This is a genomic window from Roseateles sp. P1_C6 (assembly GCF_056406315.1).
The window spans coordinates 157,127-172,161 of sequence record NZ_JBFUAK010000003.1; the positions used below are offsets into that span (position 1 = coordinate 157,127).

The following is a 15,035-nucleotide window of genomic DNA, read 5'->3' on the forward strand; positions in this document are numbered from 1 at the left end:
GTTCGTTTTATTCTTGAACCGTGTCCACGCTGCCTGCCCCTGCCAAGAAAGCCGCCTCGCTCCGGGTTGCCAAGCCCGTGCGCGTTGCGCGTTCGTTGCAAAAGGGCCAGCAGACGCGGGCCGCCATTCTGGACGCCGCGCTGGGCCTGGCCTCGCACATGGGCCTGGAAGGCCTGTCCATAGGCGCGCTGGCCGACGTGACGCAGATGAGCAAGTCGGGCGTCTTTGCCCACTTCGGCTCGCGTGAAGAGCTGCAGATCGCCGTCGTCACCGAGTACCACGCCAAGTTCGAGGAAGAAGTCTTCTTCACCGCCATCCGCGAGGCGCGCGGCCTGCCGCGGCTGCGCGCGATGTTCGAGCGCTGGGTGCGCCGCGTGTCGGTCGAGGTGGATTCCGGCTGCATCTACATCAGCGGCGCCGTCGAGTTCGACGACCGGCCCGGCCCCGTGCGCGACGCGCTGGTCGCCATGGTCAAGGCCTGGCATGCGGCCTTGCACAAGGCCATCGTGCTGTCGGTCGAGGAAGGCCACCTGAAGCGTGATGCCGACGTCGACCAGATCGTCTTCGAGCTGCATGGCCTGATCCTGTCGCTGCACCACGACGCGCGCTTCATGCGCATCCCCGGCGCGCTCGCGCGGGCCGGCATCGGTTTCGACCGAACCATCCAGTTCTATGCCACGCCGGCCGGCCTCGACATCGAGACGAGCCGCAAGGCCCCCAAGAACGGCGCCACGAAGCGCTGACCCGATTCACCACCCCAAGCTGTTCCAGGAGTACCCGATGCCCCAGTACACCCCGCCCATGCGTGACATGCAGTTCGTCATGCACGAGCTGTTGAACGTTGTCGACGAGTTGAAGATGTTGCCCGGTCACGAGGACATCGACGCCGACACGATCAACGCGGTGCTCGAGGAAGGTGGCAAGTTCGCCGCCACAGTCATCGCCCCGATCAACCTCAGCGGCGACGCCGAAGGTTGCACGCTGGACAAAGCCACCCACGAGGTGACGCCGCCCAAGGGCTTCAAGGAGGCCTACAAGCAGTACGTCGAAGGCGGCTGGCCGGCACTGTCCTGCGACACGCAGTTCGGCGGCCAGGGCCTGCCGCATCTGGTGAACCAGTTCTTCTACGAGATGCTGAACTCGGCCAACCAGGCCTGGACGATGTATCCGGGCCTGAGCCACGGCGCGTACGAAGCGCTGCACGCCCACGGCACGCCCGAGCAGCAGGCCACCTACCTGCCCAAGCTGACCAGCGGCGAGTGGACCGGCACCATGTGCCTGACCGAGCCGCATTGCGGCACCGACTTGGGCATGCTGCGCACCAAGGCCGAACCGCAGGCAGACGGCACGTACAAGATCACCGGCGCCAAGATCTTCATCTCGGCCGGCGAGCACGACATGGCCGACAACATCATCCACCTGGTGCTGGCCCGCCTGCCGGACGCGCCGCAAGGCTCCAAGGGCATCTCGCTGTTTGTCGTGCCCAAGTTCAACGTGAACGCGGACGGTTCGCTGGGATCGCGCAATGGCGTGTTCTGCGCCGGCCTTGAGCACAAGATGGGCATCCACGGCAACGCGACCGCGCAGATCGTGCTGGAGAACGCCAACGGCACGCTGGTGGGCCAACCCAACAAGGGCCTGGCCGCGATGTTCGTCATGATGAACGCCGCCCGCCTGGGTGTGGGCAACCAGTCGCTGGGCCTGACCGAAGTGGCGTACCAGAACGCCGTGGCGTACGCGAAGGACCGCCTGCAGATGCGCGCACTTTCCGGCCCCAAGGCGCCGGACAAGCCGGCCGACCCGATCATCGTGCACCCCGACGTGCGCAAGATGCTGCTGACCGCCCGCGCCTTTGCCGAAGGCGGCCGCATGCTGCAGGCCTACACGGTGCTGCAGCTGGACAAGGCGCTGAAGAGCGACGACGAAGACGAGCGCAAGGACGCCGACGCCGAAGTCGCGCTGCTGACGCCCATCATCAAGGCCTTCATCACCGACAACGGCTGGCTGGCCACGTCGCACTGCATGCAGGTGTTCGGCGGCCACGGCTTCATCCACGAGTGGGGCATGGAGCAGTTCGTGCGCGACGCGCGCATCAACATGATCTACGAGGGCACCAACACCATCCAGTCGCTGGACCTGCTGGGCCGCAAGGTGCTGGGCAACAACGGCGCCACGCTGAAGAAGTTCGGCAAGAAGATCGCCGCCTTCATCGAGGAAGAGGGCACCAACGAGGCCATGCAGGAGTTCGTGAACCCGCTGGCCGACCTGGGTGACAAGGTCAACAAGCTCACGCAGGAACTGGGCATGAAGGCCTTCGGCAACCCCGACGAGGTGGGCGCCGCGGCCGTGGACTACCTGCGCGTGGTGGGCCACATGACGTTTGCCTTCTTCTTCGCGCAAGCGGCCAAGATCGCGCTGGCCAAGAAGGACAGCGGCGACCCGTTCTACACGGCCAAGCTGGCCACGGCGCGCTTCTATTTCGCCAAGCTGCTGCCCGAGACGGCGACGCTGATCCGCACCGCGCGTGCCGGTCTGGCGCCGCTGATGGAAATGGAAGAAGCGCTGTTCTGATTCGCTGACCCGACGACAAGGATGCCCCGATGAAATGCCTGTTCGCTGCTGCCCTGCTGTTGCCCGCGTTTGCGTTTGCGCAAACCACACCCGTGGGTCTGTGGAAGACCATCGACGACGACGGCAAAACCGCGAAGTCGCTGGTCCGCATCAGCGAACAGGGGGGCACCCTGGTCGGCAGCATCGACAAGCTGCTGGACCCCAAGGATCCCGGCGATTCCAAGTGCGACAAGTGCTCGGATGACCGCAAGGACAAGCCCGTCATCGGCCTGCAGATCATCCGCGGCGTGAAGGCCGAGGGCGACGGCATCTGGGGCGGCGGCGAGATCCTGGACCCCAACAACGGCAAGACCTACCGCACCCGCTTGAAGCCCGTTGACGGCGGCAAGAAACTGGAGATGCGCGGCTACATCGGCCCCTTCTACCGCACGCAGACGTGGATTCGCGTCGAGTGAACTGAACGAATATCTTTAGGAGATAGAACCCATGAGTCGATTCCAAGTCCGCAAGGTCGCCGTGCTCGGCGCCGGCGTGATGGGCGCGCAGATCGCGGCCCACCTGGTCAACTGCAAGGTGCCGGTCGTGCTGTTCGACCTGCCCGCCAAGGAAGGCGCCAAGAATGGCATCGTCACCAAGGCCGTCGACGGCCTGAAGAAGCTCAAGCCCGCGCCGCTGGGGGACAGCGTCGAAGCCGCGCTGATCCAGCAGGCCAACTACGAAGAGCACCTCGACGTGCTGAAGGGCTGCGACCTCATCATCGAGGCCATCGCCGAGCGCATGGACTGGAAGCTGGATCTGTACACCAAGATCGCGCCGTTCGTTGCGCCGCACGCCATCGTCGCGTCCAACACGTCGGGCCTGAGCATCACCAAGCTCAGCGAAGTGCTGCCCGAGGAAATCAAGCCGCGCTTCTGCGGCATCCACTTCTTCAACCCGCCGCGCTACATGGCGCTGGTGGAGCTGATCAACACGCCGACCACGCAGCCGGAAATCCTCGACCAGCTCGAAGCCTTCGTCACCACGTCGCTGGGCAAGAGCGTCGTGCGCGCGCACGACACGCCCAACTTCGTCGCCAACCGCGTCGGCATCGCCGGCATGATGGCCACGATGATCGAGGCCGAGAAGTTCGGCCTGAGCGTGGACGTCGTCGACGACCTGACCGGCAAGAAGCTGGGCCGCGCATCGAGCGGCACCTTCCGCACCGCGGACGTCGTCGGCCTGGACACCATGGCCCACGTCGTCAAGACGATGCAGGACAACCTGAAGGACGACCCGTTCTACTCGACGTACGCCACGCCCAAGGTGCTGGCCGGCCTGATCGAGAAGGGCGCGCTGGGCCAGAAGACCGGCGCCGGTTTCTACAAGAAGGTCGGCAAGGACATCCAGCGCCTGGACTTCGCCACGGGTGACTACGTCGCCGGCGGCAAGAAGGCCGACGAGATCGTCGCCCGCATGCTGAAGAAGCAGCCGGCCGACCGCCTGAAGCTGCTGCGGGAATCGACCAACCCGCAAGCCCAGTTCCTGTGGGCCATCCTGCGCGACAGCTTCCATTACGCCGCCGTGCACCTGAACACCGTGGCCGACACCGCGCGCGAGATCGATTTCGCGATGCGCTGGGGCTTTGGCACGCAGCAAGGCCCGTTCGAGCTGTGGCAAGCCGCCGGCTGGAAGCAGGTCGCCGAGTGGATCTCCGCCGACATCGCCGAAGGCAAGACGCTGTCCAGCGCACCGCTGCCGGCCTGGGTCACCGAAGGCCCCGTGGCCGAAGCCGGTGGCGTGCACACGCCGCAGGGCTCGTGGAGCGCCGCCGAGGGCAAGTTCAAGCCGCGCAGCGAGCTGCCGGTCTACGCCCGCCAGGCCTTCCGCGAATCGCTGCTGGGCACCGGCGCCGCCGACCCGCTGAAGTCGGGCACCGAGCTGTTCAAGAACGACGAAGTGCGCGTCTGGACGCTGGACGGCAACGTCGTCATCGCCTCCATCACCGCCAAGCTGCACCTGATCAGCCCGGCTGTCACTGAAGGCCTGCTGAAGGCTGTTGAGATCGCCGAAGCCGACTACAAGGGCCTGGTGATCTGGTCGCCGGACGACGTGTTCTCGGCCGGCGCCAACTTGGAAAGCCTGATGCCCGTCTTCATGAAGATGGGCAGCAAGGGCATCGCGCCGGAAGAGAAGAAGCTGCAGGACATGATGCTGCGCCTGCGCTACGCCAGCGTGCCGGTCGTCGCCGCGATGCGCGGCCTGGCGCTGGGCGGTGGCGCCGAACTGGCCGTGCATTGCGCACGCCGTGTCGCGCATGTCGAGAGCTATGTCGGCCTGGTCGAAGTCGGCGTGGGCCTGGTGCCCGGCGGCGGCGGTCTGACCTACATCGCCCGCCGCGCCGCCGAGATGGCTGCGGCCGGCAATGCCGGTGCCGACATCCTGAGCTTCCTGAAGGATGGCTTCCTGACCGCGGCCACCGCCAAGGTCGCGACGTCGGCGCACGAAGCCAAGAAGAACGGCTTCCTGCTCGACAGCGACATCATCGTGCCGCACAAGGACGAGCTGCTGCACGTGGCCACGGCCACCGCCATCGGCATGTCCGAGGCCGGCTACCGCCCGCCGCACAAGGCGCTGTTCCCGGTCGCCGGCCGCAGCGGCATCGCGACGATCAAGGGCCAGGTCGCCAACATGCGCGACGGCGGCTTCGTCAGCGCGCACGACTACCACCTGGCTGCGGCGATCGCCGACGTGGTCTGCGGTGGCGAAGTCGAAGCCGGTTCCCTCGTCACCGAGGAGTACCTGATGGCGCTGGAGCGCAAGCACTTCTGCTCGCTGCTGGACAACCCCAAGACGCAGGAACGCATCATGGGCATGCTGCAAACCGGCAAGCCGGTGCGCAACTAAGCACGAGCATGAACCGGCTTCAACGCACGCTCACCAAGCTGGATGGCCTGCCCGGCCCGCTGCGTGGCGTCGTCCGCAACTTGGCGCTGCGCCGAGCCGTGCCCTTCACCGGCACGGCGGGGCTGGACTTCGTCACGCTCACCCCCGAGCGCAGCGAGATCCGCGTCGCCAACAAGCGCCCCGTGCAGAACCACATCAAGGGTGTGCACGCGGCCGCCATGTCGTTGCTGGCTGAAACCGCGACCGGCATGGTGGTGGGCATGAATGTGCGCGACGACTGCCTGCCGCTGTGCAAGTCGCTGCAGGTCAACTTCAGGAAGCGCGCCACCGGCGGTCTCGTCGCCAAGGCGCACCTCACCGCGGCGCAGCGCTTCAGCATGGCCAGCGAAACCAAGGGTGAAGTGCGGGTCGCCGTGACCGTGACCGACGAAGCCGGCATCGAGCCGATCGAGTGTGAATTTGTCTGGGCCTGGGTGCCCAAAGAAAAGCCCCAGGCTTGAAAGGAACAAACATGAGCAAGCAAGTCCAAGACGCCTACATCGTCTCCGCCACCCGTCTGCCCATCGGCAAGAGCGGCCGTGGCTACTTCAAGAACACCCGCCCCGACGAGATGCTCGTCAAGGTCATGCAGGCCGTGCTGGCGCAAGCCCCGGGCCTGGACCCGGCGGCCATTGAAGACGCCATCGTCGGCTGCTCCTTCCCCGAAGGCGAGCAGGGCATGAACATTGCCCGCGTGGCCTCGGTGCTGGCGGGCCTGGGCCCGACCATCGGCGGCGTGACGATCAACCGCTACTGCGCCTCCGGCATCACCGCCGTGCAGATGGCCGCGGACCGCATCCGCGTCGGCGAAGCCGATGTGATGTTCGCCGGCGGCGTCGAGTCGATGTCCATGATCCCGATGGGCGGCAACAAGCCCAGTCTGTCGCCGCTGATCTTCGAGAAGGACGAGAACATCGGCATCGCCTACGGCATGGGCCTGACGGCCGAGAAGGTCGCCGCGCAGTGGAAGATTAGTCGCGAGGCGCAGGACGCGTTCTCGGTGGAATCGCACCGCCGCGCCGTGGCCGCCATGGCCGCCGGCCACTTCGACGCCGAGATGACGCCGTTCGACGTCATCGAGCGCACGCCCAACCTGGCTGACGGCACCGTCAACACCAAGACCCGCACCGTCAAGCTCGACGAAGGCGCCCGCCCCGACACCAGCCTGGAAGGCCTGGCCAAGCTCAAGCCCGTGTTCGCCGCCAAGGGCAGCGTCACCGCCGGCAACAGCTCGCAGACCTCCGACGGTTCGGGCGGCCTGCTGATCGTCAGCGAAGCCGCGCTGAAGCGCTACAACCTGACGCCGCTGGCCCGCTTCGTGTCCTTCGCCGTGCGCGGCGTGCCGCCCGAGATCATGGGCATCGGCCCCATCGCCGCCATCCCCGTCGCGCTGAAGGCCGCCGGCATCACCGCCGCCGACCTGGACTGGATCGAGCTGAACGAAGCCTTCGCCGCGCAGTCGCTGGCCGTGCTGAACGACCTGGACAGCAAGGGCATCGAGCTGGACCGCGCCAAGGTCAACCCGAACGGCGGCGCGATCGCGCTGGGCCACCCGCTGGGCGCCACCGGTGCCATCCGCGCGGCCTCGGTCATCCACGGCCTGCGCCGCACGGGCGGCAAATACGGCATGGTGACGATGTGCGTGGGCGCCGGCCAGGGCGCTGCCGGCATCTTCGAAAGGCTGTAAGCCATGGACCGCCGCCGCGCGCTCAAGACCACCACGGTGTTGCTGGCGGCGCCGGCCGCGACCCAGCTTGCCGGTTGCACCGGCAGGCTGAAGACCTTCACGACCTGGAAGGGTGCGCAGCAGGCTGTGCTGGAGCTGCTGTTCACCGAGAAGGTCGTGCAGGACAACCCCTGGAACCTCAGCCAGGTCATCCAGCACCTGGCGCAGAGCATCGAGTTCTCGATGCAGGGCTTTCCGGCGCTGAAGGGCGCCTGGTTCCGTTCCTCCATCGGCTCGGCGGCGTTTGCCGTGTTCAACGCTCGGGGCGCGATGAGCCACAGCCTGGACGAACCCATCCCGGGCGCGCCCGCACTCGATGCGTCACAGGCGCTGAAGACATCGGTGCAACGGCTGCTGGACGCGATGGACGCCTTCGCGCAATTCAACGGTACGCTGCGGCCTCATTTCGCCTACGGCGAGCTGACCAAGCCGCAGTACGAGCGAGCCCATTTGATGCACCTGGCGAATCACTGGACGCAATTCCACGCCAAGACTGCTACCGCCTGAAGGACCGTCCCATGACCATCAAGAGCTACACCGTCAACGGCGTTGCCACCATCGAGATCGCCCGGCCCGAGAAGAAGAACGCCATCACCCAGGCCATGTACCAAAGCATGGCCGATGCGCTGCGCGCTGCGGACGCGGACAAGGCCGTGCGCGCCGTGCTGATCACCGGCCAGCCGGGCATCTTTACGTCGGGCAACGACCTCGAAGACTTCATGGCCGGCCCCACGCGTGGCGAGGACGCGCCGACGTTCCAGTTCATGCACGCGCTGGTGGACTGCGGCAAGCCCGTCGTCGCTGCCGTGACCGGCGCGGCCATCGGCATCGGCACGACCATGCTGCTGCATTGCGATCTGGTGTTCGTGGCCGACGACGCACGCCTAGCCATGCCCTTCGTGGCGCTGGGCCTGGTGCCGGAGTTCGCGTCCAGCGTCGTGCTGCCGCAATTGATCGGCAACCGCCGCGCGGCCGAGAAGCTGCTGCTGGGCGACCCCTTCACGGGCGAGCAAGCCGTGGAATGCGGCATTGCCAACCGTGTGCTGCCGGGCAGCGAAGTGGTCAACCACGCCAGGCGCATTGCCGAGCGCTTCAACAACCTCGCGCCGGGCGCCGTGCGTGACAGCAAGCGGTTGATCCGCGAGCCTCAGCGAGAAGCCGTCAAGGCGGCCATTGCGCGCGAGGCCGAGATCTTCGGCGCGCGGCTGAGAAGCCCGGAAGCCATGGAGGCCTTCCAGGCGTTCTTCCAGAAACGCGCGCCGGACTTTTCCAAGTTCGAGTGAGCGTCAGCGTCGCACCAGGCCAATGATCAAGCCGATGACGGCCAGGATCAGGAAGCCGTAGAACAGCAGCTGAGCAAAGCCGGCCGCACTGGCGGCGATGCCCGTGAAGCCGAACACAGCGGCAATCAGGGCGATGACAAAGAAGATGATGGCGTAACGCAGCATGTCGGACTCCTCACGGTTGACGCCTTGAAGGCGGACGCTTGCAGACTAGGGCCGCGGCCTTTGGCGCCGTGAAGGACGACGCGGGAGCTTGGAGTCGGACATGGCTGACGCCGTTACATGTGGAGGGCCCCGCCCGTGCAGCTGACGCTGGCCAAATGGCTGCTGGGCCCCGTGCTGCTCTGGCAGGGTACCCGCGTGCGCGCCACGGCGCTGCGCCTGCCCGAGGCGGCGGGCGAGCGCTCGAGGGCGGGCGGCACGCTGCGGCTGCTCATCGTCGGTGACTCATCGGCTGCCGGAGTCGGCGCGGCCCATCAGGACGAGGCTTTGGCCGGACGCCTGGCCCGGGCGCTGGCCGACCGCCTGGGTCGCCCCGTCGGCTGGCAGTTGGTCGCCACCAGCGGCCACCGCAGCGCCCAGGCGCTGGCGCAGTTGCAGGCCACCGAGCTGGCGGGGGCCGATGTGCTGATCACGGCGCTGGGCGTCAATGACGTCGTGGACCAGGTGGCGCCGACCGAGGCGCTGGCGGCGCTGGACGCCATCGACACGCTGGCGCGCGACCGCGCGGGCGTGCGGCTGAGCCTGCACTGCGCGGCGCCGCCCATGCAGGCCTTCCCGCTGCTGCCGCAGCCGCTGCGCTGGTTCTTCGGCCGTCAGGCGGCACGCTTCAACGCGGCCTTGACGGCGCAGGTCTCGGCACACGCCTCGCGTCACGTCGTGCACCTGCCCGAGGCCATGCAGCGCGACGCCGCCGCGCTGATGGCCATCGACGGCTTCCACCCCGGCCCGCGCGGCTATGCGCTGTGGGCCGAGGCGCTGGTCGAGCACATCGTGGCGGCCTTACCGCAGGTTGCGATCCGCTCAACAACTTGAGTGCTACGGCGACCGGCGGCTTCCTAGACTGCGCGCGCCGCAATCACGCGGTAATACCGGCCGCGCCAGCCGTACAGACGGTCGGATCCAACGGAGACAAACATGTGGATCGACAGACTCTGCCGGCAGCTTCGTCGGCTGGGCGCACTCGCGCTCGCGGGTGGCCTGATGACCGTGGCCGTGCCCGCCATGGCCGCTTTCAACCTGACCACGCTGTATGACGGCGGCAGCTCGGCCAAGGTGCAATACCAGGTGGACACGGGGGGCGGGTTGGTGTTCAAGGTCATGGCCTATGACAACGGCGTCAGCACCCAGTCCAAGGGTGACCTGTCCAGCATCCTCTACAACGGCGTGCAATACGCCGACGCGAGCCGGGGCTCGCAGCTGAACTCCGGCTTCGACTACCTCTACAGCAACGTCTCGGCCGTGGACGTGCAGGCCCAGATGATCAGCAGCACCGGCGTGGCGACGTCGGCCTCCACGGCCGATGGTGGCGTGGTCAGCGGCGGCGCCTACGTGAAGATCACGGTCACCGTCTTCAGCGCCAACGGTGGCGTGCTCAAGCACTACTACATGGCCAAGAGCGGCGAGCCGCGCGTCTACATCGGCACCTATTTCACCGAGGAGCCCGACACGCTGAACCTGGTGCGCTTCATCGTGCGCGTGCCCATCGCGGCGCTGGCCAAGGGGCCGGCGGCGGGCGTGCCCGGGGGCCTCGCCAGCAACGGCAGCTGGCCACAGGACCTGCGCGGCACCGACACGACGGTCGAAGCGAGCGACGTGTTCGGTTTCTCCAGCGCGAGCGCCAATGCCGGGCAGACGCGCTCCAAGCACTACTCGAACATGCGGCTCAAGGACTGGCAGTACTTCGGCGGCCTGAACAGCGCCGGCACGGTGGGGCTGTGGTTCTACCGCGACGGCAACGAAGGCAACTCCGGCGGGCCGTTCTATCGCAGCCTGCTCAACCAGATCACGTCCACCAACAACGAGCTGACCTACATCGTCAACTACGGCGAAGGCCAGACCGAGGCCTTCCGCATGGGCGTGCTCAACAGCTACACGCTGATGTTCACGGCCGGCGGCGCGCCATCGGCGCCCGACACCAGCTGGTTCGCCGTGATGGGGCTGAACGGCTACGTGGCGCCTGCCGGCCGCGGCGCCGTGGCCGGCGTGGGGCTGTCCGGCACGGACCCGGCCTACGGCTACACGGTGGGTTTTGCGAACAGCCAGGCCCAGTACTGGGCTTCCGCGAACCTGGCCAACAACGGCTTCTTCAAGAGCACGGGCATGCGGCCCGGCACCTACACGCTCACCGTCTACAAGAACGAGTTGGCCGTCTACAGCGGCAGCGTGACGGTGACGGCGGGTGGCACCACCACGTTGAACACACTGGTGATCAATGCCGACCCGGCCAGCACCGCCGCGCTGTGGCGCATCGGCGGCTGGGACGGCTTGCCGGCCGAGTTCCTGAACGGCGGCAAGCTGACAACCATGCACCCGACTGACGTGCGCATGAGCAGCTGGCTGCCAGCCACATTCGTCGTGGGCTCGTCCAGCGCGGCGAGCGGCTTCCCGGCCTATCAATGGAAGGACGTCAACAACGCGCGCGTCATCCAGTTCACGCTGACCAGCGCCCAGGTGCAGAACCTGACGCTGCGCATCGGCACGACGGCCGACTTCAATGGCGCCCGCCCGCAGATCACCGTCAACGGCTGGACGTCGGCCATTCCAACGGCGCCGCCCAAGGGCTCGCGCAACCTGACCGTGGGCACCTACCGCGGCGTCAACCGGCTCTACCGCTTCGACATCCCGTCGACCGCGCTGGTTGCGGGCACCAACACGTTGACGATCAACGTCGTCAGCGGCACCTCGGGCAGCAGCTACCTGAGCCCGGGCCTGTCCTACGACGCGGTCGACCTGGTCGTGACGCCCTGAGGGCTGGGCGAAGGCCCCCCTGGCTTGGGCGCGGGGCGCTCAGGCCGAGACGAGCCGGGGCTTGCCCTCGCGGTCGATGGCGACGTAGGTCAGGTTGGCCTCGGTCACCTTGACCACGTGCAGGTTCTCCGGGTCGCGCTCGGCCATCACCTCCACGTGCACGGTGATGGACGTGCGGCCCACGCGCGTGACGGTGGCGTAGAAGCTCAGCAGGTCGCCGATGGAGACCGGCTGCTTGAAGACGAACTCGTTGACCGCCACGGTCGCGACGCGGCCGCGCGAGATGCGCGCCGGCATGATGGAGCCGGCGATGTCCACCTGGGCCATGATCCAGCCGCCGAAGATGTCGCCGTTGGCGTTCGAATCGGCAGGCATGGGCATCACGCGCAGCACCAGTTCACGTTGGCCGGCATAGGGTTGAACAGAGCTTGAATCCTGCGTCATGGCATTCACTTGGGACAATTCGTCCTTGATTTCGTCTTTCATTCTCGGTCCTGCGCTTGCGATCCCTCACTTCAGCATCATCCGTGCCACCCGCTGGCACCGCTCCAGCACCGCGTGGCGACTGGGGCACCGTCGGCCGCCTCGTGCCCTATCTGTGGCGCTACCGCTGGCGCGTGGCGCTGGCGCTGTCCTTCATGATCGGCGCCAAGGTCAGCAATGTCGGCGTGCCGCTGCTGCTGAAAAACCTCATCGACACGCTCGACATCAAGCCCGGCCAGCCGCAGGCCTTGCTGGTCGTGCCGCTGGGCCTGCTGCTGGCCTATGGCGCGCTGCGGCTGTCGACGTCGCTGTTCACCGAGCTGCGTGAGCTGATCTTCGCCAAGGCCACCGAGGGCACGGCGCGCAGCATCTCGCTGCAGGTGTTCCGGCACCTGCACGAGCTGTCGCTGCGCTTCCACCTGGAGCGCCAGACCGGCGGCATGACGCGCGACATCGAGCGCGGCACGCGGGCGGTGCATTCGCTGATCAGCTACTCGCTGTACAGCATCGTGCCGACGCTGATCGAGGTGGTGCTGGTGCTGACGCTGCTGGCCGTCAAGTTCGATGTCTGGTTCGCCGGCATCACCATCGCCGCGCTGGTGGTCTACATCGGCTTCACGGTCGTCGTCACCGAGTGGCGCACCAAGTTCCGCAAGACGCTCAACGAACTGGACTCGGTCGCGCACAGCAGGGCCATCGACTCGCTGCTGAACTACGAGACCGTCAAGTACTTCAACAACGAAGGCTTCGAGACCACGCGCTACGACGAGAGCTTGGAGAAGCTGCGCCGCGCCCAGCTCAAGTCACAGACGACGCTGTCGCTGCTCAACACCGGCCAGCAGCTCATCATCGCCACGGCGCTGGTGCTGATGCTGTGGCGCGCCACGCAAGGCGTGGTGCAGGGGCACATGAGCCTGGGCGACCTGGTCATGGTCAACGCTTTCATGATCCAGCTCTACATCCCGCTGAACTTCCTGGGCGTCATCTACCGCGAGATCAAGCAGGCGCTGACCGACATCGAGAAGCTGTTCCTGCTGCTGGACCGCGACCGCGAGGTGGCCGATGCGCCCGGCGCGGTCGAGCTGGCGGTGGCCGGCGGCGGCGTCGTGTTCGACAACGTGCAGTTCGCCTACGACCCGGTGCGGCCCATCCTGCACGGCGTCAGCTTCGAGATCCCGGCCGGCAAGAAGGTCGCGGTCGTGGGCCCCAGCGGCTCGGGCAAGAGCACGCTGGCGCGGCTGCTGTACCGCTTCTACGACATCGACGGCGGCCAGATCCGCATCGACGGCCAGGACATCCGCGCGGTGACGCAGTCCAGCCTGCGCAAGTCCATCGGCATCGTGCCGCAGGACACCGTGCTGTTCAACGACACGGTGGCCTACAACATCGCCTACGGCCGGCCCGGCGCCAGCCAGGAGGAGGTGGAGGGGGCGGCGCGTGCCGCGTACATCCATGGCTTCATCAGCGCCACGCCGCTGGGCTACGACACCATGGTCGGCGAGCGCGGCCTGAAGCTGTCAGGCGGCGAGAAGCAGCGCGTGGCCATCGCCCGCACGCTGCTGAAGAACCCGCCCATCCTCATTTTTGATGAAGCCACGTCGGCGCTGGACTCCACCAACGAGCGCGCCATCCAGGCCGAACTGGAGTCGGTCGGGCAGAACAAGACCGTGCTGGTCATCGCCCACCGGTTGTCGACGGTGGTGGACGCGCACGAGATCCTGGTGCTGGAACAGGGCCGCATCATCGAACGCGGCCGCCACGACGCGCTGCTGGCCCGGGGTGGGCGCTATGCGGAGATGTGGAAGCTGCAGCAGTCCGGCGACTGAGCGGCTTCAGTGGGGCTTCTTGGGCTTCTCGAAGCTCTTCGGGCGGTAGACGTTGCCGTCCCATTCGCCGTCCAGGCGGCCGTCCCCGTGCTGCGATGACTCGCGGGCACGGCGGATGACGCGCTCGGCCTCCAGCGCCGCGGCGCGCGTCTGGCGCTGGCGGCGGCGCCAGCCGGTGGCGCGGTCAATCTGCGCCTGCACCCAGCTGCCCAGGCGTGCCACGCCGGCGTCCACCCGGGCCCGCGCGCGGTAGGGCAAGGCCATGTGCAGCGCCAGCGCGATGCAGACGGCGAGGCCGGTGGCGGCAAGCAGCGTGTGGAACATGGGCCGAGTGTGACCTAAACCAGCGCCTGCGCGCCACCTACGTTGGGGGGATCAGGCCTGCTGCCGTAACGCCCACAACGCCAGCATGGCGTCAGGAATCGTCCGGCTGGCCGCGTCTCGCTCGGCGGCCGAGCCCTCGGCCAGCGCGCCGTCCTCGCCACCCAGGGCGGCGATGGGCGCCAGCAGCGGGGCCGTCGCGTCACCGTCGAACAGCGGTTCCCAGGCGTCCGGCGCCAGGTCCACCGCCAGCAGGAAGCCAGCCGCCCAGTCTTCCGCGTCGGCGTACTCGGTGTCCTCGTCGTCACCCTCGGCAAAGCTGAAGATGGGCTCCCAAGCCTGCGGCTGGTGGGTCCAGGCCATCGCGATGGAGTGCAGGTGCCGCAGCACCAGCAGCGTGACCTTCTTGCGCTGCTTGCCACTGGCAAAGGGGGCGGGATCCGGCTCGCCGTCACCGCCCCAGATGGGCGGCAGCCAGGCCTCGCCGGGCAGGTCGGCCAATTGGCGGCCGGGCGTCAGCAGCAGGCCGGCGAGGTAACCGTCCAGCGCCTCGACATTCATCGCCGCGTCGGTGGGCAGGGCCGCGAGCAGTTCGTCGACGTCGTTGACCTCCTCGTCGGAGAGCGGGCGGTTGTCGGAGGCCGGGTTGTAGTGGGGGTAGTTCATGGGTGTGGTGTTTTGGCTCGCGATTTCAGCCGTGGCGGCCGTGGCGGCTCTTGGGTTTCTTGCTGTCCAGCTCGACCAGCTGCGCCTTCAGCAAGGCCATCAGCACGCGGGCGTTCTGCTCCGTCATCAGGATGACGCTGCTGGGCTCGATGCCCTCGACCGGCGTCTTGCCGGAGACCAGCGCGTCGACCTTGAACATGAGCTGGCCGTGCTGGTTGGCGGACGCGGCCTTGAACTTCTGGATTTCGATTTGATGCGTCTTCATTG

16 protein-coding genes are annotated in these 15,035 nt (G+C 67.2%); 11 read left to right on the plus strand and 5 right to left on the minus strand.

All coding sequences use genetic code 11. The features are described from left to right. Positions 1-20: 20 nt before the first annotated feature. The 8 genes from AC1D29_RS06685 to AC1D29_RS06720 are packed head-to-tail and all read left to right on the plus strand — an operon-like array spanning position 21 to position 8,502. Positions 21-743: a TetR/AcrR family transcriptional regulator gene (locus tag AC1D29_RS06685; protein WP_477895442.1), complete on the plus strand. Its 723-nt coding sequence runs from the start codon at positions 21-23 to the stop codon at positions 741-743. Positions 744-780: 37 nt separating this feature from the next. Then, positions 781-2,571 (plus strand): acyl-CoA dehydrogenase C-terminal domain-containing protein, encoded by a 1,791-nt coding sequence (locus tag AC1D29_RS06690; RefSeq protein ID WP_477895444.1) that lies wholly within the window; start codon positions 781-783, stop codon positions 2,569-2,571. A 29-nt stretch (positions 2,572-2,600) separates the two neighbouring features. Next, positions 2,601-3,026 (plus strand): DUF2147 domain-containing protein, encoded by a 426-nt coding sequence (locus AC1D29_RS06695; protein WP_477895446.1) that lies wholly within the window; start codon positions 2,601-2,603, stop codon positions 3,024-3,026. 31 nt (positions 3,027-3,057) lie between these two features. After that, entirely contained in the window at positions 3,058-5,454 is a 2,397-nt protein-coding gene (locus tag AC1D29_RS06700) for a 3-hydroxyacyl-CoA dehydrogenase/enoyl-CoA hydratase family protein (RefSeq protein WP_477895448.1), read from the plus strand. A gap of 8 nt (positions 5,455-5,462) precedes the next feature. Next, positions 5,463-5,954: a DUF4442 domain-containing protein gene (locus AC1D29_RS06705; protein ID WP_477895450.1), complete on the plus strand. Its 492-nt coding sequence runs from the start codon at positions 5,463-5,465 to the stop codon at positions 5,952-5,954. 11 nt (positions 5,955-5,965) lie between these two features. Then, positions 5,966-7,180 (plus strand): acetyl-CoA C-acyltransferase, encoded by a 1,215-nt coding sequence (locus AC1D29_RS06710; RefSeq protein WP_477895452.1) that lies wholly within the window; start codon positions 5,966-5,968, stop codon positions 7,178-7,180. A 3-nt stretch (positions 7,181-7,183) separates the two neighbouring features. After that, positions 7,184-7,726: a DUF1569 domain-containing protein gene (locus AC1D29_RS06715; RefSeq protein ID WP_477895454.1), complete on the plus strand. Its 543-nt coding sequence runs from the start codon at positions 7,184-7,186 to the stop codon at positions 7,724-7,726. A gap of 11 nt (positions 7,727-7,737) precedes the next feature. Further along, on the plus strand, positions 7,738-8,502 hold the full coding sequence (locus AC1D29_RS06720) for an enoyl-CoA hydratase (RefSeq protein WP_477895456.1): 765 nt from the start codon (positions 7,738-7,740) through the stop codon (positions 8,500-8,502). Between the two features lie 3 nt (positions 8,503-8,505). Here AC1D29_RS06720 and AC1D29_RS06725 read toward each other — a convergent pair whose 3' ends face one another. Then, complete coding sequence (locus AC1D29_RS06725; protein ID WP_477895458.1) at positions 8,506-8,667, minus strand: DUF1328 domain-containing protein; 162 nt, start codon at positions 8,665-8,667, stop codon at positions 8,506-8,508. Between the two features lie 135 nt (positions 8,668-8,802). Here AC1D29_RS06725 and AC1D29_RS06730 point away from each other — a divergent pair, with 135 nt between their 5' ends. Next, the gene (locus tag AC1D29_RS06730) at positions 8,803-9,537 is read left to right on the plus strand and encodes an SGNH/GDSL hydrolase family protein (protein ID WP_477895460.1); all 735 of its coding nucleotides are present in this window, start codon (positions 8,803-8,805) and stop codon (positions 9,535-9,537) included. Between the two features lie 102 nt (positions 9,538-9,639). Beyond that, positions 9,640-11,472 carry a rhamnogalacturonan lyase B N-terminal domain-containing protein gene (locus AC1D29_RS06735; protein WP_477895462.1) on the plus strand — a complete coding sequence of 611 codons (1,833 nt, stop codon included), beginning with the start codon at positions 9,640-9,642 and terminating at the stop codon, positions 11,470-11,472. A gap of 39 nt (positions 11,473-11,511) precedes the next feature. Here the strand turns inward: AC1D29_RS06735 and AC1D29_RS06740 are convergent, their stop codons facing one another. Next, positions 11,512-11,916: an acyl-CoA thioesterase gene (locus AC1D29_RS06740; RefSeq protein WP_477896191.1), complete on the minus strand. Its 405-nt coding sequence runs from the start codon at positions 11,914-11,916 to the stop codon at positions 11,512-11,514. Positions 11,917-11,999: 83 nt separating this feature from the next. Between AC1D29_RS06740 and AC1D29_RS06745 the strand changes: the two genes are divergently transcribed. Next, on the plus strand, positions 12,000-13,781 hold the full coding sequence (locus AC1D29_RS06745; RefSeq protein ID WP_477895464.1) for an ABCB family ABC transporter ATP-binding protein/permease: 1,782 nt from the start codon (positions 12,000-12,002) through the stop codon (positions 13,779-13,781). A gap of 6 nt (positions 13,782-13,787) precedes the next feature. Here AC1D29_RS06745 and AC1D29_RS06750 read toward each other — a convergent pair whose 3' ends face one another. The 3 genes from AC1D29_RS06750 to AC1D29_RS06760 are packed head-to-tail and all read right to left on the minus strand — an operon-like array spanning position 13,788 to position 15,033. Then, the gene (locus AC1D29_RS06750) at positions 13,788-14,105 is read right to left on the minus strand and encodes a hypothetical protein (protein ID WP_477895466.1); all 318 of its coding nucleotides are present in this window, start codon (positions 14,103-14,105) and stop codon (positions 13,788-13,790) included. A gap of 51 nt (positions 14,106-14,156) precedes the next feature. Continuing rightward, positions 14,157-14,768 (minus strand): UPF0149 family protein, encoded by a 612-nt coding sequence (locus AC1D29_RS06755; protein WP_477895468.1) that lies wholly within the window; start codon positions 14,766-14,768, stop codon positions 14,157-14,159. A 25-nt stretch (positions 14,769-14,793) separates the two neighbouring features. After that, positions 14,794-15,033, minus strand: coding sequence for a hypothetical protein (locus tag AC1D29_RS06760; protein WP_477895470.1), 240 nt, complete (start codon positions 15,031-15,033; stop codon positions 14,794-14,796). Positions 15,034-15,035 lie beyond the last annotated feature (2 nt).